The following is a 23,113-nucleotide window of genomic DNA, read 5'->3' on the forward strand; positions in this document are numbered from 1 at the left end:
CGTGACGGACGCCACCACACGCCAACGGCTCGCCGACCGGCTCCGGGAGGCGCCGGCGACGGCCGGCCAGCTCGCGGCGGCAGAGGAGCTACCGGAGTCCGTCGTGTTCGACCACCTCCGACACGTCGCCCGGTCGGTCGGCGACGGCGAACAGTTCCTCGTCGCCCCGCCGGAGTGTCGAGACTGCGGCTTCGACGACTTCGACGACCCGATCAACGACCCGTCGCAGTGTCCGGACTGCCGGAGCGGCAACCTCGCGTCCGCCCGGTTCCGGATCGACCGCGACTAGGGCCAGTCGTCGCGCTCGTCTTCCTCGAACGGGTCGCCCGTGTCACCGCCGACCGCCTGCTCCCAGCCGGCCGCCTCCGCGGCCGTCTCGACGTCGACGTACTCCCAGCCGATCCCCTCCGCCACCTCCCGGTCGTCGTCGGTCGTGCCGAGGAAGACGTGCCGGTCCGTGTCGAACTGGTCGCTGACGTTGTCCAACGACTCCGAGACGCCGCGTGGGCCCGAGAAGAAGTCCTGCCGGATGCGGTGTTTCCGGGTGAAGTTCGTGACGACGTACGTCGGCTTCTCCGACACCACGCCGACGTACTCCGTCCACTGTCGCGCGTCGTTGAACACCGCGTTCGGGTCCGCCAGCGACTTCAGCGCTTCCAGCTCGAACGCGAGCGTCATGTCCGAAGAACGGTCGCCGTTCATGTCCCACGGTCGGCGCGAGTCGCCGAAAACGGTGTCGGTCCTACACCTGGACCCGGCTCGTCTCTCGTTCGTCTGCCGCCGTCTCCGCCTGGACGACCCGGAAGTAGGAGTGAGCGACCACGATCTCGCCGGGTTCCAACCCGGCGACTGCGCGCGTCTCGCCGATCGTCAGCGCCTGGAGGCCACGGCGTGCCGACGGAGACAGCTGATCTACGTGCCGCACCGTCGCGTCCTCGGCCACCGCCGTCACTCCTCGCACCGTCAGCTTGGGGCCGTCGTCTGTCACACGCTATCATACACCAAGGTACTACTTCAGTCTTTTCCCGACGACGGACGGCCGGGGGCCACACGCCGCCGGCCGCGCGGCCGGGCCGTGTCGCCGGTGAACTCGAGCCCACGGTGTCGAGCTCGAACGGCTGTCCGTCGGCGTGGCGACGGCACTCGTCGGCGACGAGCGACAGAAGTGAGAGGGACCGTCTCCGGCGTTCGCGTCAGTTCTCGACGGCCTGTTCCGTCTTCACGTCGTCCGCGGAGAACTCCTCACGCAGCAGCGCCTCCTCCTGGCCCGTGACGTCGACGCGCTCGCGCATCAGCTCCTTGTAACCGGACTGGGGAGCGAGGTCGCCGATCAGGACACCGCCGACGATCCGGCCGTCCTTGATCGCGAGCCGCCGCCACTCCGTGTCGGAGTACTTCCGTTCGACGTGGTCGTCGCCCAGCGTCGGGTGGCCGAACGAGAGGAACGGGAAGTCGAAGTGGGTGATGGAGTAGGAGGTGACCCACTCGAACTGTTCGGTGCCGTGGTCCAGCATGTTCTTGGCGGCGATCGCACCCTGTTCCTTCGCGGAGCCCCAGGCACCGTTCTGGGCCTGTTCGCCCAGGATCACGTCGTGGAACTGCGTGATGTCGCCGGCCGCGAACACGTCCGGGTGGGAGGTCTGCATGTACTCGTCCGTGACGATCCCGCCGTCGATCTCCACGTCGAGGCTCTCCAACAGCTCCGTGTTGCGGTCCAGGCCGATGGCGACGCCAGCGAAGTCACACTCGTAGCGGTCCCCGTTCGGGTCGACCGCAGCCGTGACGTTGCCGTCCTCGTCCGTCTCGAAGTGGTCGACGCCGGACTGGAACACCGGCTCGACACCCTTGTCCCGCATCGCGTCGTGCATGATCTCTGCGCCCTCCTCCGAGAGCGCGTACCGCCACCAGCAGTCGCCCCGCATGAGGTACTTCCCCTCGACCCCCTGAGCGCCGCAGACGGCCGCGAGGTCGATCCCCAGCAGCCCCGCGCCGACGATCACGCCCTCGTCCGCCTGGCTGGCGGACTCGTTGATCCTGCGCGCGTCCTGGAACGTCCAGAAGTGGTGGACGCCGTCCGCGTCGGAGTTGTCCACCGGCAGTTGGTTGGGGGTCCCGCCGACGGCCAACAACAGCTTGTCGAACTCGTACACCTCGCCGCCGTGGGTCTCCACCTCGCCGTCGTCCGGTCGTACCTCTGTCACGTACGTGTCCAGCTCGAGGTCGATGTCGCGGTCGGCGTACCAGTCCTCGTCGTGGATCGAGATGGGCGCCTCCGGGAGTTTCCCCTTGGCGTACTCTTTGATCAGGATGCGGTTGTACAACGCCTCGCCCTCGTCGGTGAGCACCGTGATGTCGGCGTCCGTGGCCTCCTCGCGGAGGGTCTCGGCCGCAGAACTCCCGGCGATTCCGTCACCGACGATCACGAACGACTCCGTCATGACCGCGGGTTCGTGTTCGGGGGTAAAGTGGATTGCTGTTCGGACATTTCACCGTCAACGCCTCACACGGGACACGGGGCCAAACCCCCCGAGAGGAGAGACTTCGGGTGTGGCGGCGGTGGCCGCGGGACGGGACGACACCGACGCGGCGCCCCGTTGCCGCGTCAGAGAACAACACTCCCGCGGCGCCCCGCTGCCGCGTCAGAGAACAACACTCCCTTCAAGTCTGTCCGGCACCGACTTCGACTCGATGAAGCTCCGTCAGAACGTCCGTCACTGGGCCGCCAAGCGCGCGCTGACGACACCGGTGCTCGGCGGTGTCGTGAACGACAAGCTGGTCGACCTCCACACCCGGGTGTTCGCAGAGAAGGCGCCGGAGTCGCGCCGCGAGGAACGCCGCGATCACCTGGACGACTTCTTCGACGCGACGATGGACACCTACGTCGCCGCCTTGGACGCCGGCTACCCGGAGGCCGAGGCACGCGAGATCACTCACCTCCAGGCCAACTTCGACTTCTTCGAACACGGCTGGGCGTCGATGATGGAGATCCCGGCCGACGAGCTGGAGGCGCACTACCGCCGGTACGAGTCGTTCTTCCGGGAGTACGGGATCACCATCGACGACCCACTCGGGGAGTTCCGCCCCGCCGACGGAGTCGCCGACGCACCCGCGACGCCGGAGGCGTTGGACGACGGCGTCTTCGAGAACGCCGTGGCCGGCTTCGCCGACGACGTGTACGTCGAAGACGAAGACGGCGACCTCCAGCAGGGCAGCGCCACCGAGCCCGACGACGTGGACGTGTCCCGGGCACCCGGCGTCTCCGCGGACGGAACGGACGACGAGGCCAGCGCCGACTGACCCCCGGCGCTCGGGGACACCTGTCACGCGAACAGAAACTACTTCGCGTTCCGGCCACCCACGCGAAGCGTGCCAGGCAGCCGCCTCACCCACGACCCGGAGACGGGTGTCGGTCTCCGGACGGTAGAGCCCACAGACGCGCAGTTTCTCCAGCAGTGTAACGCCCGGCCGGCGCTGCGGTACCCGCTCGGCAGCCGGGTGCGCGCCGCCCACGAGGTGGAGACGGAGGTAGAAGACGGCGAGCGGTCCGACCGTTACGTCGTCTGTCTGGGCGACGACGGCGACCCACCGCCGGAGCCGGACGCGGTCACTCGGGTCGGTGCCGTCTCCGTCTCCGACGCCGACTGGCGCCGACCGGAGCTGGGCTACTGGCTCGTCCCGGAACACCACGGGCGAGGGTACGGGAAGGCGGCCGTCGGCCTGCTCGTCGATCACGTGTTCCGGACGGTGGACCACCCCGCCGTCGGCGCGGTCGCCTACGGGTTCAACGACGCCTCTCGCGGACTCCTGGAGTCGCTGGGGTTCGAAGAGGAGGGCCGCACCCGACGCGACCGGTTCGTCGACGGCGAGTACGTCGACACGGTCCACTACGGCCTGCTCCGCGAGGACTGGTGGGCCGACCGTCCGCGCTCGTGGCGCGAGGCGTCAGCCCAAGACGACGTCTAGGGTCAACATCACCGCGGCACCGGCGAGCAGGCCGAGCGTGGCGACCCGTTCGTACCCCCGCGAGTGGGTCTCCGGGACGATCTCGTCGCCGATGACGTACAGCATCCCGCCGGCCGCAAACCCCATCGCGTACGGGAGCAACGGCGCTGCGACCGACACCGCCCAAGCGCCGACCACCGCCAACGGCACCTCGACGAGCCCCGCCCTGATCCCGGCGACGGCGGCGTACCACCGCCGCGCGAGGCCGGCGTTGACCGCGGCGACAGACACCGCCAACCCCTCCGGGACGTTCTGGAGCCCGATGGCGATCATCAACGCGATCCCGCCGGACACGTCGCCGCTGCCGAACCCGACCCCGACCGCCAACCCCTCCGGCATGTTGTGGAGCGTGATCGCCACGGTGAACAGGAGCACGCCCGTCAGCCGCTCGTCGACGAGCCCACCCTCCTCGGAGCCGTCACTCTCGCCGGCGACGCTCGTCTCGTTGGACGCGTCCGGGGTCGGCGAGTCGTCGCCGTCTGCCGGCGAGTCGTCGCCGATCCGGAGGTGGTCGCCGAACCGTCGCGGGTCGATCCGTTCGCGGTGGACGTCGTCCCGCGGAGGGACGGTGTCTTCCACCCCGCCGTTGCGCCGGAACAATCGGTTGCCGACGACCGGGCCGGCGTAGTGAATCCAGTTTTGCCCCCGGTCCAGCAACGCGACTCCGAGCCCGAACCCGATCAACACCGGGACGATCCCGACGAGCGCGACCCCCCCGATTCGGACGGGAGTGTACTCCGGTCGGGCGGCGAACTCGATCCCCGGGAGGAGGAGACTCGTGAAGCTGGCCGACAGCATGACACCGGCAGCGAAGCCGAGCGCGGCGTCCAGCCACTTCTCGGTCGGGTTGCGCCAGGCCAACACCACCGTCGCCCCGAGGAGATTGAACCCCGCGATCACGAGGCCGGCGACGAACCCCTGGACCACCGTGTTCTCCCCGACGAGATCGACGAACAGCTCTTCGATCACGCTTCGACGACACCGCCCGTCCCGATAGTCCTGTCGGCGAGATCGGGCGGTGGCGTCGCGCTGCCGGCGGGACCGGGCGGTCTCGTCACAGATCGACGGAGACGATCTCCACGACACGGTCGTGCGGAACCGTGTACGTCGTGTCGTCGCGCTGGACCACCTGGACGACCGGCCGGTCGTGCTCCAGCGTCGTCGCACGGCCGAGCCCTTCCACCGTCACCGTCCCGTCGGGCGTTGCGTACCGCAGTCGAATCTCGCTGTACTCCGGGTCGCGTTTCAGCTTCGAGAAGTCGAGTTGCACGCCCGTCGTTACGACCGCCAGCCTGGTGAAGCTACGCCCGTGCTCCGTCTCCGAGACGAGACGGGTGCCGACTGCCACCAGGCCCCCCGACGCTCAGTCTGTGAGACTGGGAGTGGCCTTTATACTACCCACGACTCCACAGAAGTTCGTGTCCAGAGAACGCAGCCGTCGGCGGTTCCTCGCCGGCGCGTCGACAGCCACAGTCGCAGCACTGGCCGGGTGTTCCGGCATCCTGAACTCGGCCGTGTCCAGCATCTTCGAAGACGTCAACGTCGTCAACAACGCCGGCGAGCCAATCTCCGGGACGATCACCGTCACCGATCCGAACGACGAGACCGTGCTGGAGGAGACGTTCGACCTCGTCTCCGAAGACGGGGCCGAGACGGAGACGGAGTCCGGTGCAGTGCGGTACGACGACGTGTTCACCACGACGGGGAGCTACACCGTCTCGATCACACTCGACGAGGACTCGGCCGTGCAGGGCGTCAGAGAGTCCGAAGAGACGGTCGAGGTGGCCGACACGGACAACACGAACGTCATCGTCGCCATCGGGGAGACGGAGGAGGCGAGCGGGCCGATCAACGTCGCCGTGATCGACACCGACGGCGACACGGACACGTCGACGGGCTGAGTCGCGGAACTACTGCGTGGACGCCGCGAGCTCCGCCACGGACTTGCTCTCGGACGCCCTGGTCGTCACCCGAGGACTGTACAACAGCGACGGCTCTCCCGTCGGCTCCCGAAAGCCGTTGGCGGCGAACAGGTCGTTGCGGTAGAACTCCGCGTCCGCCTCGTACAACGGCCAACGCTCGTGGGAGACGGTCGCGTACCGGAGGTCCCCGTCGCTCGTCTCCGCGAAGTACCGCGCCCGGTCCGTGAGGAAGGAGTCGAGTGAGCCGGACTCGGCGGTGAACTCCTCGCCGGTCGGGCCGTAGCGGGCGGCGAACGCCGTCGCCCGCGCGCCGGGGTGTCGGCGGCGCGACTCGAACCGGACGCCGTCGTCCGTCTCCTGGAGGTCGATTTTCGCGAGGTAGTACGGCAGCCCGTGGAACAGCCGGGCGCCGGCGACGCCCGCCAACCCCTCCGCGTCCAGACTGAAGAAGTACACTCCCGCGTCCGGGTCCGTCGGGGTCCCGCCGACGGCGTCACCGTCCGTCACGCCGGCGGCGGCCGCGTCGGACAGCCGGACGTACGTCCGGAGGTTCAGCTCCGGCAACGGGAGCCCGACGCCCGCCGGTAGCCACTCCGGCCGCACGTCGACGTTCGTGAACGGCACCACGGAGAGGTAGGCGTCGCCGTCGTACGTGTCGGCCGTCAACCCGTCCGGCAGTTTGGGCTCGACGAGTTCGGGGTCGACCGGCCAGCTGGCGAACAGGACGTGTTCCCAGCCCATGTGGAGCGACAGCATCGTCTCCGCTCGGGGCGCCACGGGCTAAAGTCGCCCGGAGTCGCCACACGCCGGGAGTCAGTCCGGAGTCGCCACGCTCAGAGGTCCGACCGCGATCAACGCTTGCCCAGCGCCTCCTCGAACACTCGTTCGGCGCGGTCCCAGCCGTGGTTACGGTCGACGATGGGGTGGTGGTACTCCGGCGCGAGCTCTTCTCGCTCGCTCCGGGACAGCGTCGGCCAGTCGATTATCTTCCGCGGCGAGACGCCCGACAGCTCCGGGACGTACTCCGTGACGTAGTCTGCGCCCTCGTCGTACTTCCCCATCTGCGAGACCGGGTCGAAGATCCGCACGTCGACGGAGTCCGTTCCCGTGGAGGCGATCCACTGCCAGGAGCCGGCGTTCGACGCCGGGTCGTGGTCGACGAGCTTCCGCCGGAAGTAGTCGGCCCCCAGCCGCCAGTCGATCAGGAGGTGTTTGGTGAGCAGCGACGCGACCAACTGCCGTGGCCGGTTGTGGATGTACCCCTCGCGTTCGAGTTGGCGCATCCCGGCGTCGACGAACGGGTAGCCGGTCTCGCCGGCTGCCCACGCCTCGAAGTCCGCCTGGGCGTCCTCGCCCGTCCGCCACTGGATCTCGTTGGGGAACGACTTGTAGTTGACCGAGTCCAGGTTCGGCTCGTAGTAGAGGAGGTGGTACATGTGTTCCCGCCAGGAGAGCTCGTAGCGGTACTTGTCCACGTTCTTGCGGTCGCTGCCGTGGACGGCGTCGTAGGTGTCGGAGGCGTCGGCCCACAGTTCTCGGACGCCGATTGCGCCCGCCGAGAGGTACGGCGACATCCGGGAGACGCTCGTGGCCGGGTTCTCTACCGCCGCGGGCATGTCGTCTCTGCGGTCGTTGTAGCTGTAGATCCCCTGGTCCAGGAAGTCGTCGAACCGCTCGCGGGCCGCCTCGTAGCCCGCCGGCGGGAGTTCGATCTCCGTGTCGACGCTCGGAATCGTCGTCTCCTCCGACAGCGTGGCGAACGCGTCCGTGTCCGGGTCGAACGGGGACGGCTTCGCCTGTTGCTCCCAGTCGGAGTGGAACGCGCCGTGGGTCGGGTAACGGTCGTCGAGTCGCTCGGGCGACACCAACACCAGATCCGTCCGGGAGTCGTGGTCGATCCCGGCGCCGGCGAGGGCGTCGCGGACGGCGTCGGCCCGCTCGCGGCGGGCCGCGCGGTAGTGGTCGTTCCAGACGACACGGTCGGCGCCGAGCCCTTCGGCGACCGTCGGCAGGATCTCCGCCGGGTTCCCCGAGCGGACGATCAGGTCGCTGCCGACGGAGCGGTAGCGTTCCCGCAGTTCCCGCACACACTCCAGGAAGAACGCTCGTTGCCGTCGCCCCACGTCGCCGAGGATCTCTCGGTCGACGACGAACACCGGGACGACCGTCCCGTCGCGGGCGGCGATACTCAACCCCTTGTTGTCCGGAATCCGGAGGTCGCGTCGGTGCCAGAATACCTGCATGGCAGTGCCTGGAGCGGGAGACGGTTCACCGCTTCGGTCGGCGGCCGTCGGGCGGACTGGACGCCGCCCGGTCTTCGGTCGCAGGGCGACCTGTACCCACGCCCAGCAACGACGGTCGCCGTCCGTGGGTTGAAGCATACCCCGCCCGTACGGCGGTCGATGTCGGGCAACGCCGATCTGGGCACGTTCGGGCGGGCGGCGGAGACTGAGTCGGCGCCGGCGGACGACCGCGTCTGCACGGTGGCGACACAGACCGAGACGTTCGACCGTTGTCGGGGCGGGTTCTACCCCTGTCCGCGGTCGTACCCGCGGAGCAAGAAGCCGTTCGACTGGATGGCGTTCTACCGTACCGCTCCCACGTCGGCGATCACTCACATCGCCTCCGTCGAGTCTCGGACCGTCGAGGACGCCGCCGACGCTCCCGCCGCCGACGGCGACACCGACGCGACCACGGACGGGCCGGTCTTGTCCGAGACGGACTGGGCGGAACTGATCGAGCCGTTCTCCGACGAACGGCGCGTGACCGTCTTCCACCTGGGCGAGCTCCAGCCGCTCGCCGACCCCGTCGTCAACGACCGCAACGGCGTTCGAGGGGCGTGGTACACGAGCGTCGCGGAGCTGCGAGCGGCCGAGACGCTGTCGGAGTTGGCGTCGGCCGCCAACACGACGCCGTGAGATCATATCGACCCACGCGACGCCGTGCGTCCCGTCGACCCACACGGCGCCGTGTGTCTCGTCCGCCGGCCGACGACGGTCTCTTTGCGTTGCCGCCCGAATCGAACGTATGGCAGACTGGACGGCGGACGACGTACCCCGAGTGGACGACGACGTGATCGTGGTGACGGGCGCCAACAGCGGCTTGGGGCTCGCGGCGACGGAACTGTTCGCGGCCCGCGGCGCGACGGTCGTGATGGCCTGTCGCAGCACGGACCGGGGACAGCAGGCCGCCGACGAGGTTCGGGAGACGACCGACGACGGCGAGTTGGACGTACGCGAGTGTGACCTGGCAGACCTGGACACGGTCGCGGCGTTCGCGGAGGGAGTCCGGGAGACGTACCCCGAGATCGACGTGTTGTGCAACAATGCCGGCGTGATGGCGATTCCGCGGAGCGAGACGACGGACGGCTTCGAGACGCAGTTGGGCGTCAACCACATGGGCCACTTCGCGCTGACGGGCCAGCTCCTGCCGGCGCTGGTCGCCGCCGGCAGTCGCTCGGAGCCCGCACGGATCGTCACGCAGTCGTCCGGGGCCCACGAGATGGGAGAGATGGACTTCGACGATCTCCACTGGGAGGAGTCGTACTCGAAGTGGGAGGCGTACGGCCGGAGCAAGCTGGCGAACCTCCTGTTCGCGTACGAGCTCGACCGTCGGCTGGACGATCACGGGCTGCCGGTCGAGAGTGTGGCGTGTCACCCGGGGTACGCGGCGACGAACCTCCAGCTCCGCACCGGCGCCGAGAGCGGGTTCCCGTTCGCGGAGACGGTGATGGGGCTCGCGAACCGAGTGCTCGGACAGAGCGCCCAGCAGGGGGCCCTGCCGATGCTGTACGCGGCCGTCGGCGAGGCGCACGGCGGCGCCTACGTCGGCCCGGACGGCTTCGCGGAGATGCGGGGCTACCCGGAGATCCAGGAGTCCAGTTCGGCGTCGTACGACGAGGCGGACGCCCGACGGCTGTGGGAGCGGTCCGTCGCAGACACCGGCGTCGACTACGAGTTCGAGACAGCGGTGACGCCGGCCTGACCGGCGGCTACTCCCCGCGCGGGTCGAGAATCCGTTGGAGCGCGTCGGCGAACACCGTGACCGCAGCGGTGGTCCCCAGCAACGCGGCCGCCGGCAACACGACCCGCCACCAGTACAACTGGAGCATCGGAAGCTCGCCGCCGATCGTCTCGCCCCACGACTGGTACGACGGCGGCATCGACAGGATGGGTGAGGCGGGAGCGCCGAACTCCAGGAACGCCAGCGTCGCCTCCACGGTGAGGAAGATCGGAACCCGGGCCAGCGACGTGCTCGCAGCCGCGCGAGCGACGTTCGGCAAGAGGTGTCGTCGAATGACGGTCAGCCGGGAGGCACCCGCCAGTTCGGCACCCCTGACGTAGTCTTTCGACGCCTCGGACAGCGTCCGCTCGCGGACCACGCCCGCGACGGTCCCCCAGGAGAACAGCCCGAAACAGACGACGAGCATGAACGGCGTCCCGCTCCCCTCCAGCCACCGCCAGGCGAGGAACACGAGCAACGCCGGAATCGTCTTCACCGACTCCGCGATCCCCGAGAGCACCCGGTCGGTCGTGCCGCCGGCGTACCCCGAGACGACGCCGACGAGCGTCCCGAGCGGCGCCGCGAGCGCCACCCCGGTGAGGCTCACCTTCACGAACGCCCGAGCGCCGGCGACGATCGACCGGGTGACCCCTACACCGCGTTCCGTCGTCCCGAGCGGGTACTGGAGCGACCCCCAGCACCGGTCGCCGACGGCCCCGGCGACACACGACACCAACAGGTCCGCCGACACGCTCGTGAACAACGGGGGTTGGTTCCTGATCAACAAGTCCACGTCCTGCTCCGGCAGCAACACCGGGCCGACGGTGCCAGTGACGACGACCGCCAGCGTGACGACGCCTCCGACGGCGCCGACGGGGTGACGGCGGAGCCGCGACAGCAGCCGCCAGGCTCCGGCGGGGTTCCGGACGACCGGCGCGAGCGTGAACACCGTCACGACCCAGGTCGCCGCCAGCCACAGCCAGTCCAACGGCGTCGGCTCGTAGCCGAAGATCGGGGTGTCTGGCGGGGTCACGCCGTAGTAGTAGGCGACCGTAGCCGCGACCGCGAGGGTACCCGCGAGCGCGACCACGACCGCCACTCCCGGGCGGCGACTCGGCGCGTCGTCGAACTCCAGATCCAACGTCTCGACCGGGTCGGCCATCCTCCGTGTTCGGTGGCGGAGGCGGCATCAACGTGGCGGTGGCTGCAAACGGCGTTTGAGTAACTTTGACGTGGCTCACGCTACCGAGACACGTGTGTGTCCGACGGTCTCCCGCTCCGGCCCGTGCTCGCCCGGCTCGGCTGGGCGGCAGCCGTCTGCTGGGTCGTGTTGACGGCCGCGTTCCTCGTGGTGGCGGCCGTGCCGGACACCCGGATGGTGTACTTCACCGAGGTGGAGATGGGGTTCGTGGCCGTCGACACGGTCTCCGGTGGCCCGGTCTCGGCGTACGTCGACTGGCTCACGGCGGTGGCGACGCTCCAGTGGGGCCAGTCCGTCTACTTCGAGACGAGCGTGCGGTCGCTGTACGCCCGTCGGATCCCTGTCACCGCCGTGTACGTCCTCCCGGGCGCCGTCGCCGCGGTGCTCGTCGGCACCCTCCTGACGACGTACGCCGCCGTCGAGCCGGACGGCCTGCTCGCACGGCTCCTGTCCGGGAGCGGCGTGGTCGGCCTGACCGTGCCGGCGTTTCTCCCGGCTGCCGTCCTGTTCGCCACGATGGCGGACACACTCGGCTGGCTCCAGGTGTACGACCCGGATCTGGGGCTGTGGCACGCTCGGAACCTCCGTCGGCTCCAAGTGCCGGGTGCCATCGTCGGTCTGTCGCTGCTGGGCGTCCAGGTGCGACACGTCCGCAGCGAGACGGCGGAGCGACTGCACGAGACGTTCGTGAAGACTGCAGAGGCGAAGGGGGCAGGCAGGCGGCGCGTGGCGGCACACGTCTTCCGGACGGCGTGGCCCTCGGCGGCCTCGCTCGTCGTCGGCGAGTCGCTGGGCGTCCTGTTGCTGGCGACCGTCGCCGTGGAGACGGTGTTGGAGTTCCCCGGCGCCGGTCGGCTCGTCTTCCTCGGGTTCGTGGCCGGCGACCCGATGGTGAGCGCGGTCGCGCTCGTCGGAATCGTCGTCGTCGGCGTCGCCGGGACGCTCGCGATCGAACTGCTGCGGGCCGTGTACGACCCTCGGGTGGACAGGTGACACGAGTTCGTGTGACAAGCTTGACGTGGGTGGCGTCCGACCGCCGTCCGTGACTATGGACCGAACGACGCTCCTCCCGGTTGCCCGGCGACTCGGCTGGGCGACCGCCGTCCTGTGGACCGTTCTGACCGGGTGTTTCCTCCTGTTGGCCAGCCTCCCGCCGACACGGCTCGTCGGCTTCAGCAAGGTGGAGATGGGCCTGGCGACACTGGAGGGAGCGGGCGGGAGTCTCCCGGCGATGTACGTCGACTGGCTGACGGCCATCGTCGGGCTCCAGTGGGGCCAGTCGGCCCACTTCGGCGAGCCGGTGGCCGCGTTGTTCGCGCGTCGGCTGCCCGTGACCGCCGTCTACCTCCTGCCGAGCGTGACCGTCGCGGTGCTCGTCGGCACCCTGCTGACGACGTACGCCGCGGTCGACCGCGACGGGCTGCTCGCCCGGGTCGTCTCGGCCACCGGCGTGGTCGGACTGGCGGTGCCGGCGTTCCTCCTGGCGAACGTCGCGTTCCTCTACGCCACGGCGTCGTTCGAGGTGATTCGGCTGTACGACCCGGATCTGGGGCTGTGGCACACTCGGAACCTCCTCCGGCTCCAGGTGCCCGGCGCCATCGTCGGCCTGTCGCTGTTGGGCGTCCAGGTGCGACACGTCCGCAGCGAGACGGTCGAGCACCTCCGGCTCCCGTTCGTGAAGACCGCACAGGCCAAAGGCGCCGGGCGGTGGCGGGTGGCGGCGCACGTCTTCCGGACGGCGTGGCCCTCGGCGGCCTCGCTCGTCGTCGGCGAGTCGCTGGGCGTCATGTTGTTGGCGACCGTCGTCGTGGAGTACCAGCTCGACGTGCCCGGACTCGGGACGCTCGTGTTCGAGGCGTTCGCGGCCGGGGATCCGACGGTGAGCGCGGTCGCGCTCGTCGGCACCGTCGCCGTCGGCGTCGCCGGGACGCTCGCCGTCGAACTGCTGCGGACGGCGTTCGACCCCCGGGTGCGACGCTGACAGGGTGGAAGGCTGGCTCGCTCCTCGGGCGCTGTGTCGCTCCTCGGGCGCTACGATGTCGTCGTCACAGCTCCACCTCGTCCGTCTCGTAGTCTTCGAGGAACGAACCGGGGCCGCCGACTGTCACCGTCTCGCCGCCGACTTCGACGACCAGACTGTGTTGGATCGGGCAGGGGTCGGTCCCCGGTCGGACGAGCCCCTGGCGGGTCTCCACGACCGGGCCGGCGATCTCGCCGGAGTCGTCGGCGGCGGTCGCGGTCGCCGTCGGCTACGAGCGGGCGGTGTCGTACGACTGGGTCGTCGACCGGTTCGAGCCGGTCGAGCGGGAGACGGCGACGCCGCCGGCGGCCGTGGCGCCGCGGTACCCCGCCGTGACGGCTCGGTACCGCGCTCGTCGACTCCTCGGGCGTGTCGACGCCGGCGCTGTCGTCCACCTCCGGTACGACCGGCGCGTCGAGACGGGCGAGACACCCCGGACACTCTCGGTGACGGCGAACCACCTCCCGACGCCGTCGGTCGCGGTTCGGGCGACGACCGACGACCACGTCACCCCCGGGCCGCACCCGACCGACGAGGGCGAGCGGCTGGCCTGCGAGTAGCTACCGCCCGTCCCACTCCAGCACGGTCGCGCTCCAGGTGTAGCCCGTGCCGGCCGCGAGCAACAGGACCACGTCGCCGGAGGTGAGCCGGTCGGTCTCCAGCCCGGCCTCCAGCGCGAGCGCCTGGTCGACGCTCTGGACGTGGCCGAACTCGTCTAGGTAGTAGTGGCCGTCGTCGACGCCCAGTTCGCCGACGAGGTAGTCGTGGAACGACCGTTTCATGTGGGTGAGCGCGACGAAGTCCAGGTCCGCGCGGTCGTAGCCGGAGTCGGCCAGGGCGTCGTCCGCGACGGAGAGGAACGCCGGCGCGCTCACGTCCGCGAGTCGGTCCTTCATGCCCTCGGGGTCGGGCACGTCCAGGGTGTGGAGCCCCTCGCGGACCGTCGTCTCGCTGGGCGGGTGCTTCGAGCCGCCGGCGGGCATCACCACGTCCTCGGAGAAACTGCCGTCCGTCTCCGCCGCCGAGGCCCGGACGGTCGCCAGCGCGTCCGTCTCGTCTGCCGGGCCGTCGTCGCCGCCGGCCGCCAGCACGACCGCCGACGCCCCCGACCCGAAGTTGAACATGAAGGAACTGTCCTCGTTGCCGTAGTCCACGAGGTCCTCCTCGCGGCTGGCCGCCACCAGGAGCGCGCGGTCCACGTCGCCGATCCGCAGTTGGGCGGCCGTGTGCCGGATCGCAATCGGTGCGCCGGCACACAGCGTGTACGACTCGTGTGCGTAGGCGTCGTCGGCCCCCAACCGTTCGGTGACGTTCGCGGCTGCAGACCAGACGACGTGGTCCTTGTACTCGCTGCCGTGGAAGCAGACGAGATCCAGGTCGTCGGGCGAGATGCCGGCGTCCGCAAGCGCCCGCTCGCCGGCGGTCACGCACATGTCCGTGACGTGGTCGTCGTCGGGGGGACAGACGCGCTTCTCGCGGACGCCCATCTTCTCGACGACCACGTCCTCGGGAATCCCGCTCTCGGCGGCGATCTCCGCGCCCGTGATCCGTTCGTCGGGGACGTACGTCGCCAGCCCGGTGAGCCGGACCGGCCGACCGGTGTCGGTCACCGGAGCCACCTCCGGAGCGCCGGGATGCCGGCTTTCGCCAACGGTCCGCCGGCACGGTCACGCAGCGTGCCCAGCAGTCCGTTCGGGACGTACAACACGAACAGGACGAACATCAGCCCGATGTACAGCTCCGCGTGGCCGTTCAGGAACGTGTCGATGGCCTCCGCGACGGTGACCCCGCCGACGAGATCCGCCGTCAACACGCTCTCGGGCACGTTCGCCCGCAGCCACGGGAGGAGCCCGCCGCCGGAGCCGGACTTCGAGAGGAACTCCTGGAGCGACTCCTCGAACAGCCGACCGTACAACGGCCCCACGAGCGTCCCGAAGCCGCCGATGATCGACGCGAGCAGGGCGTCACCGGCCACCAGGAAGTAGAACCCGTTCTCCGGAGTGACCGACCGCCGGAAGGAGGCGAACAACGCGCCGGCCACGCCGCCGAAGAACCCGGAGATGGCGAACGCCCCGAGCTTGTACCGGTAGGTGTCGTAGCCGACCGCTCGAGCGCGTTCCTCGTTCTCCCGGATGGCGATCATCACGCGGCCGAACGGGGAGTGGACGATCCGTTGCATCACGAGGTACGACGCCAGGACGACCGCCCCGATGGCGTAGAAGGACACGTCCGTCGGGGAGAACGTCACGGCCTCGTTGAACAGGGTGACCGTGTCACCGGCCAACACCCCGACGGCGACGTTGAGCTGGTCCACCCCGGGGACGCCGATCTGGAAGCCGCTCGTCCGGGCGGTGACGGCGACGCCGTCGCGGGGGGCCTCGCTGACGAAGTCCCAGTCGCGGACGAACACGTACAGCACCTGCGAGAAGCCGAGGGTGATCATGGCGAAGTACACCCCGGACAGCCGGAAGGAGACGGAGCCGATCAGGAGCGCCAGCAGTGCCGCGAGCAGTCCCGCCAACAGCATCGACACCACGAACGAGGTCTGTGGCGCCAACACCGTCCCGAGTACGGGGAGCGTCACCGCCAGCTTCCCGTTGGCGATCAACACCGTGAGGTACGCCCCCGCGCCGTAGAAGACGGCGTGGCCGAACGAGAGGTACCCCGTGTAGCCGCTGATGAAGTCGAACGACATCGCGAACAACCCGAAGTACAACACCCCGACCATCGCCTGGACCTCCGGCAGGATCGCCACGAACTCCCGGGAGAGCCCGGAGTTGACGAGCAGCTTGTACGCGGGCGGGTACGCCGCCAGCAACACCACCGTCAGGACGTGAATCCGGTGTTCGGCGAGGTACTGGCGGTACCACGGCGTCCCGTCGTCTGCGAGGATCGCCTCGGGCGACGCGGTCGACGCCTCGGCCGTGCCGCCGTCCGTGACCGCCCGGTCGTCCGTCGCGCCGTCGTCGGGGTCGCTAATGGCCCCCCACCTCCGAGACGCCGAACAACCCCTGTGGACGGACGATCAGCATGATCACCAACACGAGGAACACGGTGATCTCCGGCAGCCCGGTGAAGTCGACGTAGTTCTGGAACCACCAGGTCATGGTGGCGTCCGTCAGGCCGACGAGCAACGCCGCGACGACCGTCCCGCGGAACGTGCCGAGCCCGCCGACGATGACGACGACGAACGCCGGCAGCAGCGTCTCCGCGGCCAACGGGACCGAGGCCGCCCAGTTGGGGTCCCACGCCAAGAGCACGCCCGCGACGCCGGCGACGCCGGTGCCGAGCGCGAACACGACGGTGAACACTCGGCGCACGTCTACGCCGAGCGCCGACAGCATCTCCCCGTCCTCGCTGCCCGCCCGGACGTACAGCCCGTAACGGGTGCGGGTGAGAAACGCCCAGATACCGACGACGGTCGCCAGTCCGAACAGGATCTGGAACACGGCCAGCCCGTCGACGCTCACGCCGCCGAACGTGACGCTCTCGCCCAACAACGCCGGGCGGGTCCCCAGCGCGTCCTGCCAGTCGGAGATCGGCTGGATCCCGTAGAACAACAGGACGATCCGGACGAGTTCCTCCAGCGTGAGCGTCAGGCCGAACGTGAGCAGGATCTGGTACAACGGCGGTCGGTCGTAGATCGGCCGGATCAGCGACACCTCGATCGCGCCGCCCAACGCCGCCAGCGCGCCGAACGTGACGAGGACGGCCGCGAAGAAGGCCAGGAACCGGAGCGGGCCGCCCGTCGCGGTCCCGACGAGCAGGACGGTGACGAGGCCGCCGAGGTAGGCGCCGATCATCGTCAGGGCGCCGTGGGCGAAGTTCAACACGCCCATCAGCCCGAAGATCAGCGTCAGCCCAGTGGTGATCATCACGTACAGTGCCGCCAGCGACAGCCCCTCTATGGCCACTCCGGCCAGCGTCGACGGCCGGAGGAACTGCCCGAGGGCGTCTACGATCAGTGGGAGCGTCGGTGTGAGAGGTGTCACGCAGAGAGGTACCTCCTGAGTCGGTCGGAGTCGGCGGAGACGGCGTCGGCGTCCCCGCTGTCGACGACGGTTCCGTGGTCCAACACGTAGAAGCGGTCGGCCAGGTCCAGTGCCAACGGCAGATTCTGCTCGACGAGCAACAGGGTCGCCTCCTCGGCGGCCTCCGACAGCGCGTCGGCGACCGCCTCCACGATCATCGGCGCGAGTCCCTCGGAGGGCTCGTCGACGAGCAACACGTCGTTGTCGCCGACGAGACCGCGAGCGACCGCCAGCATCTGTTGTTGACCGCCGGAGAGGTCGCCGGCGTTGGCCGCCTGGCGGTCTTCGAGGTCGGGGAATCGGTCGAACGCACGCCGCATTCCGGCGTCCACGTCACCCCCCTCCGGGACGGCCGCTCGGACGTTCTCGGCGACGCTCAGCTGGGAGAACACGCGGCGGTCCTCCGGCACCCAGCCGATTCCGCGGGCGGCCACCTCGTGGGTGCCCAGCCCGACCAGCTCCTCGCCGCGGTACCGAATCGACCCCTCGCGGGGCGGAGTCAACTGGAGAATCGACCGCAGCGTCGTCGTCTTGCCGACGCCGTTACGCCCGATCAGGGCGACCACCTCGCCTTCGTACACCTCCAGATCGACCCCCTCCAGGACGTGGCTGTCGCCGTAGTAACTCTGGATTCCGTCGACGGACAACAACGGCTCCTCGTCGGGGGTGTCGGTCACGACGGCTCACCCCCGGTCGTCGCGCTCGCGGCGGAGTCGTCCTCGCCGTAGCCGCCCAGGTACGCTCGTTGGACCGCCTCGTCGTCCCGAACCGCAGCCGGCGGGCCGTCGGCGATCACGGCGCCCTGATTCAACACGACCACTCTGTCGGAGACGTTCATCACGATGTCCATGTTGTGTTCGACGAGTAACACGGCGTGGTCGCTGGAGACGTCTTCGATCAGCGCGACGATCTCGTCGACGCTCTCCGAGGACACCCCGGCGTTCGGCTCGTCCAACAGGAGCACGTCCGGGTCGCCCGCGAGCGCGATGGCCACCTCCAGCTTCCGTTTCGCGCCGTGTGACAGCGCCGACGCCGGCTCGTGGGCCCGCTCGCCGAGCCCGACCCGGGCGAGGATCTCCGCGGCCTCCTCCCGGTAGCGGTCGAGCCGACCGGCGTTGCGCCAGACGGTCGCCGCGTCCGGCCCGGCCGCCTGTGCTGCCACCCGGACGTTCTCCAACACCGTGCTCGTCGGGAACACGTTGGTGATCTGGTACGACCGGTGGACGCCCAGCGCCGCGGTCTCGTGTGGTCCGGCGTCAGTCACGTTCTGCCAGCCGGCTCCCGTCGTCGACTCGGACTCGCCGACCGACCCGGCGTCGGTCGCTGGCTCGGAGCCGCCGTCGGTGGCCGCCTCCGCCTCCTCGGGGTCCGCGTTCGCCGTGCCCGCGTCTGCGGCGACCTCGACGACCCCCTCCGTCGGGGTGAGCGTCCCCGTCAGCAGGTCGAAGAACGTCGTCTTGCCGGCGCCGTTCGGGCCGATCAGCGAACACAGCTGGTTGCGGCCGAGCTCGAAGTCCACGTCGTCGACCGCGGTCAGCCCGCCGAACCGCTTCGTGAGTCCGCGCGTGCGGAGCATCGCTACAGCGAGCAGTCCACGTCGCTCTCCGGGATGGTCGCCTGTTCGCCCGAGACGGTCGCCAACGGGTCGCTCGGCTGGATCGCCGCCCCCCAGGTGTCGGTGTACTCGTCGGCCGTCGGGACGACCCCGGCGACCGTCATCGACGACTGCGCCTGGTTGTTGTACTTCTGGAACGTGTAGCCGTCCTCCCCCTTCGGCGTCTCGGCGACGGTCATCCCGCGCAGCTGCGAGACGATGTCTCCGGGCTCCGTCGAGCCACCCTCCTCGACCGCCTGGACCAACGCCGACGCCGACGTGAACGTCCCGGAGGTGAACAGGTCCGGCACCGTCCCGTACGTGCTCGTGTACGTGTCGACGAACTGTCGGTTGATGTCGTTGTCGTACTGGTTCCAGTGGTACCGCGTCGTGAACGGTCCGGCCTTCACCCCGCTCAGCTTCTCTTCTGTCAGCGGCTTCCCGAACACCTTCTGGAGGATCTGGCCGACGACCGCGTTCGTGATCCGGGTGGCGAGACCACCGAACAGCCGGTAGGAGTAGTCGCCCTGGAGGAACGCGGTGAACAGGTTCGGCAGCGTCGACACGGTGAAGCCGCCGACGATCCCCTCTGCGCCCGCCTCCTCCGCGTTCGACAGGAGCCCGTCCCACTTGCTGTACCCCCGCGGGACGAACTTCTCGCCCACGATCTCCACGCCCTGGTTCTGGAGCACCGTCTTGTAGTTGTTGACGACCGCCCGTCCGAAGGAGTAGTCTGCGCCGAACAGGTACACCTTCGACACGTCCGTCTCCTGGGCGACGTACGTCCCGCCCGAGCGGGCGTCCATCGCGGTGTTCTCCGACGCGCGGAACACACGCCGGTCACACGACTCCGCGCTGGCGGTCAGCGACGCGGACGCCGCCGGCCCGGCCAGGTACGGCACGTCCGTCTGTTTCACGACCGTGTCGATCACGCGCCGGGCCGCGCCCGAGGAGGCGGCCCCGAACAGGACATCTACGTCCTCGTTCGTGACGAGGCTCGTCGCCACCGTCTGTGCCTCGTCTGCCGAGAACTTCGAGTCCCGTACCACGAGCTCGTAGGTCACGTCGCCCGCCTCGACCGTCTTCGTCCCGGTGGACGCGTCCGGAACGGGGTCCGTCCCGGTCTTGTGAGCCAGTCCGGCGTAGAACCCCCACAGTGCCTGCGAGCCGTAGTACTTCAGGTCCCCCGACACCGGCTGGAGTACCCCCACCTTCACCGTGCCGGAGGCGTCGCCGCTCGAACCCATCGTCGTCCCCGCTTCCGTCGCCGTCGGCGTGCCTCCGTCCGTCTCCGTCTGGTCACCGCCCCCGTCACCGCCCGCACAGCCGGCGATCCCGGCCACTCCCGCCGCACCCATCGCTGCCAGCGCCTTCCGTCGTGTCACGTCGTCTGTCATGTACGACTGTGTCACAGTCTACGGCCCGGCAAATACTGCGGGGTTAACATGTGAACCGACGGGTGGGTTCCGTCAGGTTCACCGGAAGCCACCTGTTGATCTATGCCGTCAGCGTCGTCGGATTAGGGCGCGACCGGAGCGTCGTAGAACCGTCGCTGGGAGGTGACCGACGGACGGAGATATCGGAGAACGACGGCTACGTTCGGAAGCTCTCGCCACAGCCGCACTCGCTGACGACGTTCGGGTTCTCGACGTGGAACCCCGCCGCCTGGAGCCCGTCCTCGTAGTCGAGCGTCGACCCGCCGACGTACTCCAGCGAGGCCGGGTCGACGAACACCCGGAGCCCGTGGTGTTCCGTCACGCGGTCGTCCGGCTCCGGCTCGTCGTCGAACCGCATCCCGTACGACAGTCCGGCACAGCCGCCCTGTTGGACGAACAACCGAAGTCCGCCGACTCCCGTGTCCATCCCCTCCGACTCCATCAGTGCGATCGCCTGGTCTGCCGCCGCCGTCGTCACGACGACCGGCTCCCCGGCGTCCCCTTCGGTGGCTTGGGTGCTCATGTGTACCCGTTCGACCGTCACCCGCTTAGTCCTGACGCCGAGCCGTAATCGATTGCCGTTACGTCTCGGGGGCTGCGGGGTCGGCGACGGTCTCGGACCGTCACCGGCGGACGGCGGCGCGGCTGTCGACGACGACCTCTGTTCGGGGCGGCTGTCGACTCCAGTCTGGCCGACCCGGGTCACGCTCGGCGGGACACCGTGTGGGCACGGTCCTGGCTCCGACGACGCGACCGCGGCGTCACTCCGTCCGTTCGCGGACGCTCTCGGCGTGGGCCTCCAACCCCTCTGCGTCTGCCAGCGTCGTGATCGTCTCCGACAGCCCCGCCAACCCGTCTTCGGTGAGCCGTTGGACCGTCGACGACCGGAGGAACGTGTCGACGGACAGCCCGCCGAACGCCTTCGCCCCCCCGTTCGTCGGCAGGACGTGGTTCGTTCCGGTCGCGTAGTCGCCGGCCGCGACGGGGCTGTACGGCCCCAGGAACGCGCTGCCGACGTTGTCGATCCGGTCTAACACGCTCTCCGGGTCGTCAGTCTGGACGGAGAGGTGTTCGGCCGCGTACTCCTCGGCGAACAGGACCGCCTCCGACATCGACCGGGCGTACAACACGCCGCTGGCGTCGTTGTCCAACGCCGTCCGGATCGTCTCCTCGCGGTCCCGCTCCGGCAGCCGGTCGTCGACGGCCGTCGCGACCGCCGCCGCCAGATCCTCGTCGTCCGTGACGGCGACGACGGAGGCGTTCGGGTCGTGTTCCGCCTGTGCCAGCAGCTCCGCGGCGACGTGGCCCGGCTCCGCCGTCTCGTCTGCCAACACGAGCACCTCCGACGGACCCGCCAGGAAGTCGATCTCGACTGTCCCGCGAACCTCCGCCTTCGCGGCCGTCACCCAGCGGTTGCCCGGACCGACGATCTTCCGCACGGACGGCACCGTCTCCGTACCGTACGCCAGCGCGCCGACCGCCTGCGCGCCCCCGACGGAGTACACCGCGTCCGCCCCCGCCTCGTGGATCGCCGCCAGCGTCACCGGGTTCAGCTCCTCGGCCGGCGGCGTCGCCACGGCGACGTGGTCCACACCCGCCACCTTCGCCGGGACGACGCCCATCAGCGCCGACGAGGGGTACGCCGCCGCCCCGCCGGGGACGTACACGCCCACCCGGTCCAACGGCCGGAACCGTCGCCCGAGTTCCCGCCCCTCGGCGACTGTCTCCGTCCAGTCGTCCGGCACCTGGCGCTCGTGGAACGACCGGACGTTCTCGGCCGCCTCCCGGATCGCCGCCAACGTGTCGTCGTCGACACGCTCGGCTGCCCGCTCGGCCTCGTCGGTCACGTTCAAGTTGGCGACTGTCACGTCGTCGAACTCCTCGGAGAACTCCCGGACCGCCACGTCACCCTCGTCGCGCACTCGGTCGAGAATGTCGCGCACGTCGCCGCGGACGGCGTCGACCCCGGCGTCGCGCCGGAAGAACGCCTTCCGTTCCGTCGGCGACAGCTCCGCGACCGCCCGCGGCTCCGTCGACTCTGTCATACCCGCCGTTCCGTGCGTGACCCGAATAGTCGTTCCGACTCGCCGGACGGCAGTCTCTTGTCGCCGGCGCTCCAGCCTGTCGGCGTGACACAGTACGACGCCGCCGGGGTCGCCGACGCCGTGACGGCCGACTTCGACGTGGAGTACCACGACACGCTCGCGTCCAGCAACGACCGCGCCCGAGAACTCGCGGCCGAGCGCGCCCCGGAGACGGTCGTCGTCGCCGACGAACAGACCGCCCCGCGGGGGCGGGGAGACCGCGAGTGGGTCTCGCCCGCCGGCGGCGTGTGGTTCTCCCTGCTCGTCTGGCCGTCGCGCCCGCCGGCGGAGACGCCGGTCGTCACGCTGGCGACGGCCGTCGCCGTGACGGACGGCTGCCGGCAGGCCGGCGTCCCCGCCCGGATCAAGTGGCCCAACGACGTGATCGTCGGCGACGGGGAACGCGGCGGCGCGAAGCTGTGCGGAGTCCTGACGGAGGCGGGCGAGACGGACGGCGACCGGTGGCTCGCCGTCGGCGTCGGGTTGAACGCCAACGTCTCTCCGTCCGCGCTCCCGGCCGACGCCGACGCCACGACGCTCCGAGCGGAACGCGACGGCGACGACGTCGACCGCCGCCGGCTCGTCGGGACGATCGTCGACCGGTTCGCGGAACTCCGGGCCGACCCCGAGGCGGTGCTCCCGGCCTGGCGGGAGCACGCCGACACGCTCGGCCGCCGCGTCCGGGTGGAGACGCCGACGGAGACGCTCGTCGGCGAGGCCGTCGACGTGGAGTTCCCGGGTTCGCTAGTCGTCCGGACGGACGCCGGCGACCGGGTCGTCACTGCCGGCGACTGTGAACACTTAAGACCTATAAGATGACG

Annotated in this window: 26 protein-coding genes and 1 pseudogene; 10 read left to right on the forward strand and 17 right to left on the reverse strand. The window is 69.8% G+C overall.

Going from position 1 to position 23,113, the window contains the following annotated elements:
* Position 1 precedes the first annotated feature (1 nt).
* Positions 2 to 289, forward strand: coding sequence for a transcriptional regulator (locus tag RYH79_RS09260; RefSeq protein WP_370898405.1), 288 nt, complete (start codon positions 2 to 4; stop codon positions 287 to 289).
* Here the strand turns inward: RYH79_RS09260 and RYH79_RS09265 are convergent.
* From RYH79_RS09265 to RYH79_RS09275, 3 genes are all read right to left on the reverse strand, one after another.
* On the reverse strand, positions 286 to 702 hold the full coding sequence (locus tag RYH79_RS09265; RefSeq protein ID WP_370898407.1) for a DUF7124 domain-containing protein: 417 nt from the start codon (positions 700 to 702) through the stop codon (positions 286 to 288). The genes RYH79_RS09260 and RYH79_RS09265 overlap by 4 nt on opposite strands.
* A gap of 40 nt (positions 703 to 742) precedes the next feature.
* Complete coding sequence (locus tag RYH79_RS09270) at positions 743 to 988, reverse strand: hypothetical protein (RefSeq protein ID WP_370898409.1); 246 nt, start codon at positions 986 to 988, stop codon at positions 743 to 745.
* 205 nt (positions 989 to 1,193) lie between these two features.
* Complete coding sequence (locus tag RYH79_RS09275) at positions 1,194 to 2,438, reverse strand: NAD(P)/FAD-dependent oxidoreductase (protein ID WP_370898411.1); 1,245 nt, start codon at positions 2,436 to 2,438, stop codon at positions 1,194 to 1,196.
* A gap of 250 nt (positions 2,439 to 2,688) precedes the next feature.
* Here RYH79_RS09275 and RYH79_RS09280 point away from each other — a divergent pair, with 250 nt between their 5' ends.
* Together RYH79_RS09280 and RYH79_RS09285 are read left to right on the forward strand one after the other, a co-directional pair.
* On the forward strand, positions 2,689 to 3,297 hold the full coding sequence (locus RYH79_RS09280) for a DUF6149 family protein (RefSeq protein WP_370898413.1): 609 nt from the start codon (positions 2,689 to 2,691) through the stop codon (positions 3,295 to 3,297).
* Between the two features lie 69 nt (positions 3,298 to 3,366).
* Complete coding sequence (locus tag RYH79_RS09285; RefSeq protein ID WP_370898415.1) at positions 3,367 to 3,963, forward strand: GNAT family N-acetyltransferase; 597 nt, start codon at positions 3,367 to 3,369, stop codon at positions 3,961 to 3,963.
* On the opposite strand, the gene RYH79_RS09290 is transcribed toward RYH79_RS09285, so the two are convergent.
* The gene (locus RYH79_RS09290) at positions 3,943 to 4,971 is read right to left on the reverse strand and encodes a ZIP family metal transporter (protein WP_370898417.1); all 1,029 of its coding nucleotides are present in this window, start codon (positions 4,969 to 4,971) and stop codon (positions 3,943 to 3,945) included. The genes RYH79_RS09285 and RYH79_RS09290 overlap by 21 nt on opposite strands.
* Before the next feature lie 85 nt (positions 4,972 to 5,056).
* Complete coding sequence (locus tag RYH79_RS09295) at positions 5,057 to 5,350, reverse strand: hypothetical protein (protein ID WP_370898419.1); 294 nt, start codon at positions 5,348 to 5,350, stop codon at positions 5,057 to 5,059.
* A gap of 70 nt (positions 5,351 to 5,420) precedes the next feature.
* Here RYH79_RS09295 and RYH79_RS09300 point away from each other — a divergent pair, with 70 nt between their 5' ends.
* Complete coding sequence (locus RYH79_RS09300) at positions 5,421 to 5,903, forward strand: hypothetical protein (protein ID WP_370898421.1); 483 nt, start codon at positions 5,421 to 5,423, stop codon at positions 5,901 to 5,903.
* A gap of 9 nt (positions 5,904 to 5,912) precedes the next feature.
* On the opposite strand, the gene RYH79_RS09305 is transcribed toward RYH79_RS09300, so the two are convergent.
* Positions 5,913 to 6,665, reverse strand: a complete 753-nt coding sequence (locus RYH79_RS09305) for a YqjF family protein (RefSeq protein ID WP_370900837.1) — start codon at positions 6,663 to 6,665, stop codon at positions 5,913 to 5,915.
* A gap of 110 nt (positions 6,666 to 6,775) precedes the next feature.
* Positions 6,776 to 8,167, reverse strand: coding sequence for a cryptochrome/photolyase family protein (locus RYH79_RS09310; RefSeq protein ID WP_370898424.1), 1,392 nt, complete (start codon positions 8,165 to 8,167; stop codon positions 6,776 to 6,778).
* Positions 8,168 to 8,326: 159 nt separating this feature from the next.
* Between RYH79_RS09310 and RYH79_RS09315 the strand changes: the two genes are divergently transcribed.
* Together RYH79_RS09315 and RYH79_RS09320 are read left to right on the forward strand one after the other, a co-directional pair.
* Positions 8,327 to 8,842 carry a DUF8743 domain-containing protein gene (locus tag RYH79_RS09315; RefSeq protein ID WP_370898426.1) on the forward strand — a complete coding sequence of 172 codons (516 nt, stop codon included), beginning with the start codon at positions 8,327 to 8,329 and terminating at the stop codon, positions 8,840 to 8,842.
* A gap of 109 nt (positions 8,843 to 8,951) precedes the next feature.
* Complete coding sequence (locus RYH79_RS09320; RefSeq protein WP_370898428.1) at positions 8,952 to 9,908, forward strand: oxidoreductase; 957 nt, start codon at positions 8,952 to 8,954, stop codon at positions 9,906 to 9,908.
* A 7-nt stretch (positions 9,909 to 9,915) separates the two neighbouring features.
* Here the strand turns inward: RYH79_RS09320 and RYH79_RS09325 are convergent, their stop codons facing one another.
* Positions 9,916 to 11,088: an ABC transporter permease gene (locus tag RYH79_RS09325; RefSeq protein ID WP_370898430.1), complete on the reverse strand. Its 1,173-nt coding sequence runs from the start codon at positions 11,086 to 11,088 to the stop codon at positions 9,916 to 9,918.
* A 96-nt stretch (positions 11,089 to 11,184) separates the two neighbouring features.
* Here RYH79_RS09325 and RYH79_RS09330 point away from each other — a divergent pair, with 96 nt between their 5' ends.
* Together RYH79_RS09330 and RYH79_RS09335 are read left to right on the forward strand one after the other, a co-directional pair.
* A complete protein-coding gene (locus RYH79_RS09330) occupies positions 11,185 to 12,120 on the forward strand; it encodes an ABC transporter permease subunit (RefSeq protein WP_370898432.1) in 936 nt (311 codons plus the stop codon).
* A 55-nt stretch (positions 12,121 to 12,175) separates the two neighbouring features.
* A complete protein-coding gene (locus RYH79_RS09335; protein ID WP_370900839.1) occupies positions 12,176 to 13,108 on the forward strand; it encodes an ABC transporter permease in 933 nt (310 codons plus the stop codon).
* Between the two features lie 64 nt (positions 13,109 to 13,172).
* Here RYH79_RS09335 and RYH79_RS09340 read toward each other — a convergent pair.
* A pseudogene (locus tag RYH79_RS09340) lies at positions 13,173 to 13,352 on the reverse strand (TrmB family transcriptional regulator); the annotation flags it as partial.
* Between the two features lie 37 nt (positions 13,353 to 13,389).
* Here RYH79_RS09340 and RYH79_RS09345 point away from each other — a divergent pair.
* Positions 13,390 to 13,707: a hypothetical protein gene (locus RYH79_RS09345; protein ID WP_370898434.1), complete on the forward strand. Its 318-nt coding sequence runs from the start codon at positions 13,390 to 13,392 to the stop codon at positions 13,705 to 13,707.
* Here RYH79_RS09345 and RYH79_RS09350 read toward each other — a convergent pair whose 3' ends face one another.
* From RYH79_RS09350 to hisD, 8 genes are all read right to left on the reverse strand, one after another.
* Positions 13,708 to 14,757: a 3-oxoacyl-ACP synthase gene (locus RYH79_RS09350; RefSeq protein WP_370898436.1), complete on the reverse strand. Its 1,050-nt coding sequence runs from the start codon at positions 14,755 to 14,757 to the stop codon at positions 13,708 to 13,710. It abuts the gene before it with no gap.
* Positions 14,754 to 15,986, reverse strand: a complete 1,233-nt coding sequence (locus RYH79_RS09355) for a branched-chain amino acid ABC transporter permease (protein WP_370900841.1) — start codon at positions 15,984 to 15,986, stop codon at positions 14,754 to 14,756. The genes RYH79_RS09350 and RYH79_RS09355 overlap by 4 nt, the downstream gene beginning before the upstream one ends.
* Before the next feature lie 136 nt (positions 15,987 to 16,122).
* On the reverse strand, positions 16,123 to 17,112 hold the full coding sequence (locus RYH79_RS09360; RefSeq protein WP_370900844.1) for a branched-chain amino acid ABC transporter permease: 990 nt from the start codon (positions 17,110 to 17,112) through the stop codon (positions 16,123 to 16,125).
* Between the two features lie 23 nt (positions 17,113 to 17,135).
* On the reverse strand, positions 17,136 to 17,855 hold the full coding sequence (locus RYH79_RS09365; RefSeq protein ID WP_370898438.1) for an ABC transporter ATP-binding protein: 720 nt from the start codon (positions 17,853 to 17,855) through the stop codon (positions 17,136 to 17,138).
* Positions 17,852 to 18,754, reverse strand: coding sequence for an ABC transporter ATP-binding protein (locus RYH79_RS09370; RefSeq protein ID WP_370898440.1), 903 nt, complete (start codon positions 18,752 to 18,754; stop codon positions 17,852 to 17,854). The genes RYH79_RS09365 and RYH79_RS09370 overlap by 4 nt, the downstream gene beginning before the upstream one ends.
* A 2-nt stretch (positions 18,755 to 18,756) precedes the next feature.
* Positions 18,757 to 20,169 (reverse strand): ABC transporter substrate-binding protein, encoded by a 1,413-nt coding sequence (locus tag RYH79_RS09375; RefSeq protein WP_370898442.1) that lies wholly within the window; start codon positions 20,167 to 20,169, stop codon positions 18,757 to 18,759.
* A gap of 196 nt (positions 20,170 to 20,365) precedes the next feature.
* Positions 20,366 to 20,731, reverse strand: coding sequence for a HesB/IscA family protein (locus RYH79_RS09380; protein ID WP_370898444.1), 366 nt, complete (start codon positions 20,729 to 20,731; stop codon positions 20,366 to 20,368).
* Positions 20,732 to 20,969: 238 nt separating this feature from the next.
* Positions 20,970 to 22,253: a histidinol dehydrogenase gene (gene hisD / locus RYH79_RS09385; RefSeq protein ID WP_370898446.1), complete on the reverse strand. Its 1,284-nt coding sequence runs from the start codon at positions 22,251 to 22,253 to the stop codon at positions 20,970 to 20,972.
* An 84-nt stretch (positions 22,254 to 22,337) separates the two neighbouring features.
* Here hisD and RYH79_RS09390 point away from each other — a divergent pair, with 84 nt between their 5' ends.
* Positions 22,338 to 23,111 (forward strand): biotin--[acetyl-CoA-carboxylase] ligase, encoded by a 774-nt coding sequence (locus RYH79_RS09390; RefSeq protein WP_370898448.1) that lies wholly within the window; start codon positions 22,338 to 22,340, stop codon positions 23,109 to 23,111.
* Positions 23,112 to 23,113: the final 2 nt, after the last annotated feature.

Source organism: Halobaculum sp. MBLA0143, from assembly GCF_041361465.1.
GTDB lineage: Archaea > Halobacteriota > Halobacteria > Halobacteriales > Haloferacaceae > JAHENP01.

Excerpts from the sequence above, each read along its gene's own strand:
- RYH79_RS09265 (WP_370898407.1), bottom strand. The coding sequence starts at position 702 with ATGAACGGCGACCGTTCTTCGGACATGACGCTCGCGTTCGAGCTGGAA.
- RYH79_RS09275 (WP_370898411.1), bottom strand. The coding sequence starts at position 2,438 with ATGACGGAGTCGTTCGTGATCGTCGGTGACGGAATCGCCGGGAGTTCT.
- RYH79_RS09280 (WP_370898413.1), top strand. The coding sequence starts at position 2,689 with ATGAAGCTCCGTCAGAACGTCCGTCACTGGGCCGCCAAGCGCGCGCTG.
- RYH79_RS09305 (WP_370900837.1), bottom strand. The coding sequence starts at position 6,665 with ATGGGCTGGGAACACGTCCTGTTCGCCAGCTGGCCGGTCGACCCCGAA.
- RYH79_RS09310 (WP_370898424.1), bottom strand. The coding sequence starts at position 8,167 with ATGCAGGTATTCTGGCACCGACGCGACCTCCGGATTCCGGACAACAAG.
- RYH79_RS09315 (WP_370898426.1), top strand. The coding sequence starts at position 8,327 with ATGTCGGGCAACGCCGATCTGGGCACGTTCGGGCGGGCGGCGGAGACT.
- RYH79_RS09320 (WP_370898428.1), top strand. The coding sequence starts at position 8,952 with ATGGCAGACTGGACGGCGGACGACGTACCCCGAGTGGACGACGACGTG.
- RYH79_RS09325 (WP_370898430.1), bottom strand. The coding sequence starts at position 11,088 with ATGGCCGACCCGGTCGAGACGTTGGATCTGGAGTTCGACGACGCGCCG.
- RYH79_RS09335 (WP_370900839.1), top strand. The coding sequence starts at position 12,176 with ATGGACCGAACGACGCTCCTCCCGGTTGCCCGGCGACTCGGCTGGGCG.
- RYH79_RS09370 (WP_370898440.1), bottom strand. The coding sequence starts at position 18,754 with ATGCTCCGCACGCGCGGACTCACGAAGCGGTTCGGCGGGCTGACCGCG.
- RYH79_RS09375 (WP_370898442.1), bottom strand. The coding sequence starts at position 20,169 with ATGACAGACGACGTGACACGACGGAAGGCGCTGGCAGCGATGGGTGCG.
- RYH79_RS09380 (WP_370898444.1), bottom strand. The coding sequence starts at position 20,731 with ATGAGCACCCAAGCCACCGAAGGGGACGCCGGGGAGCCGGTCGTCGTG.
- hisD (WP_370898446.1), bottom strand. The coding sequence starts at position 22,253 with ATGACAGAGTCGACGGAGCCGCGGGCGGTCGCGGAGCTGTCGCCGACG.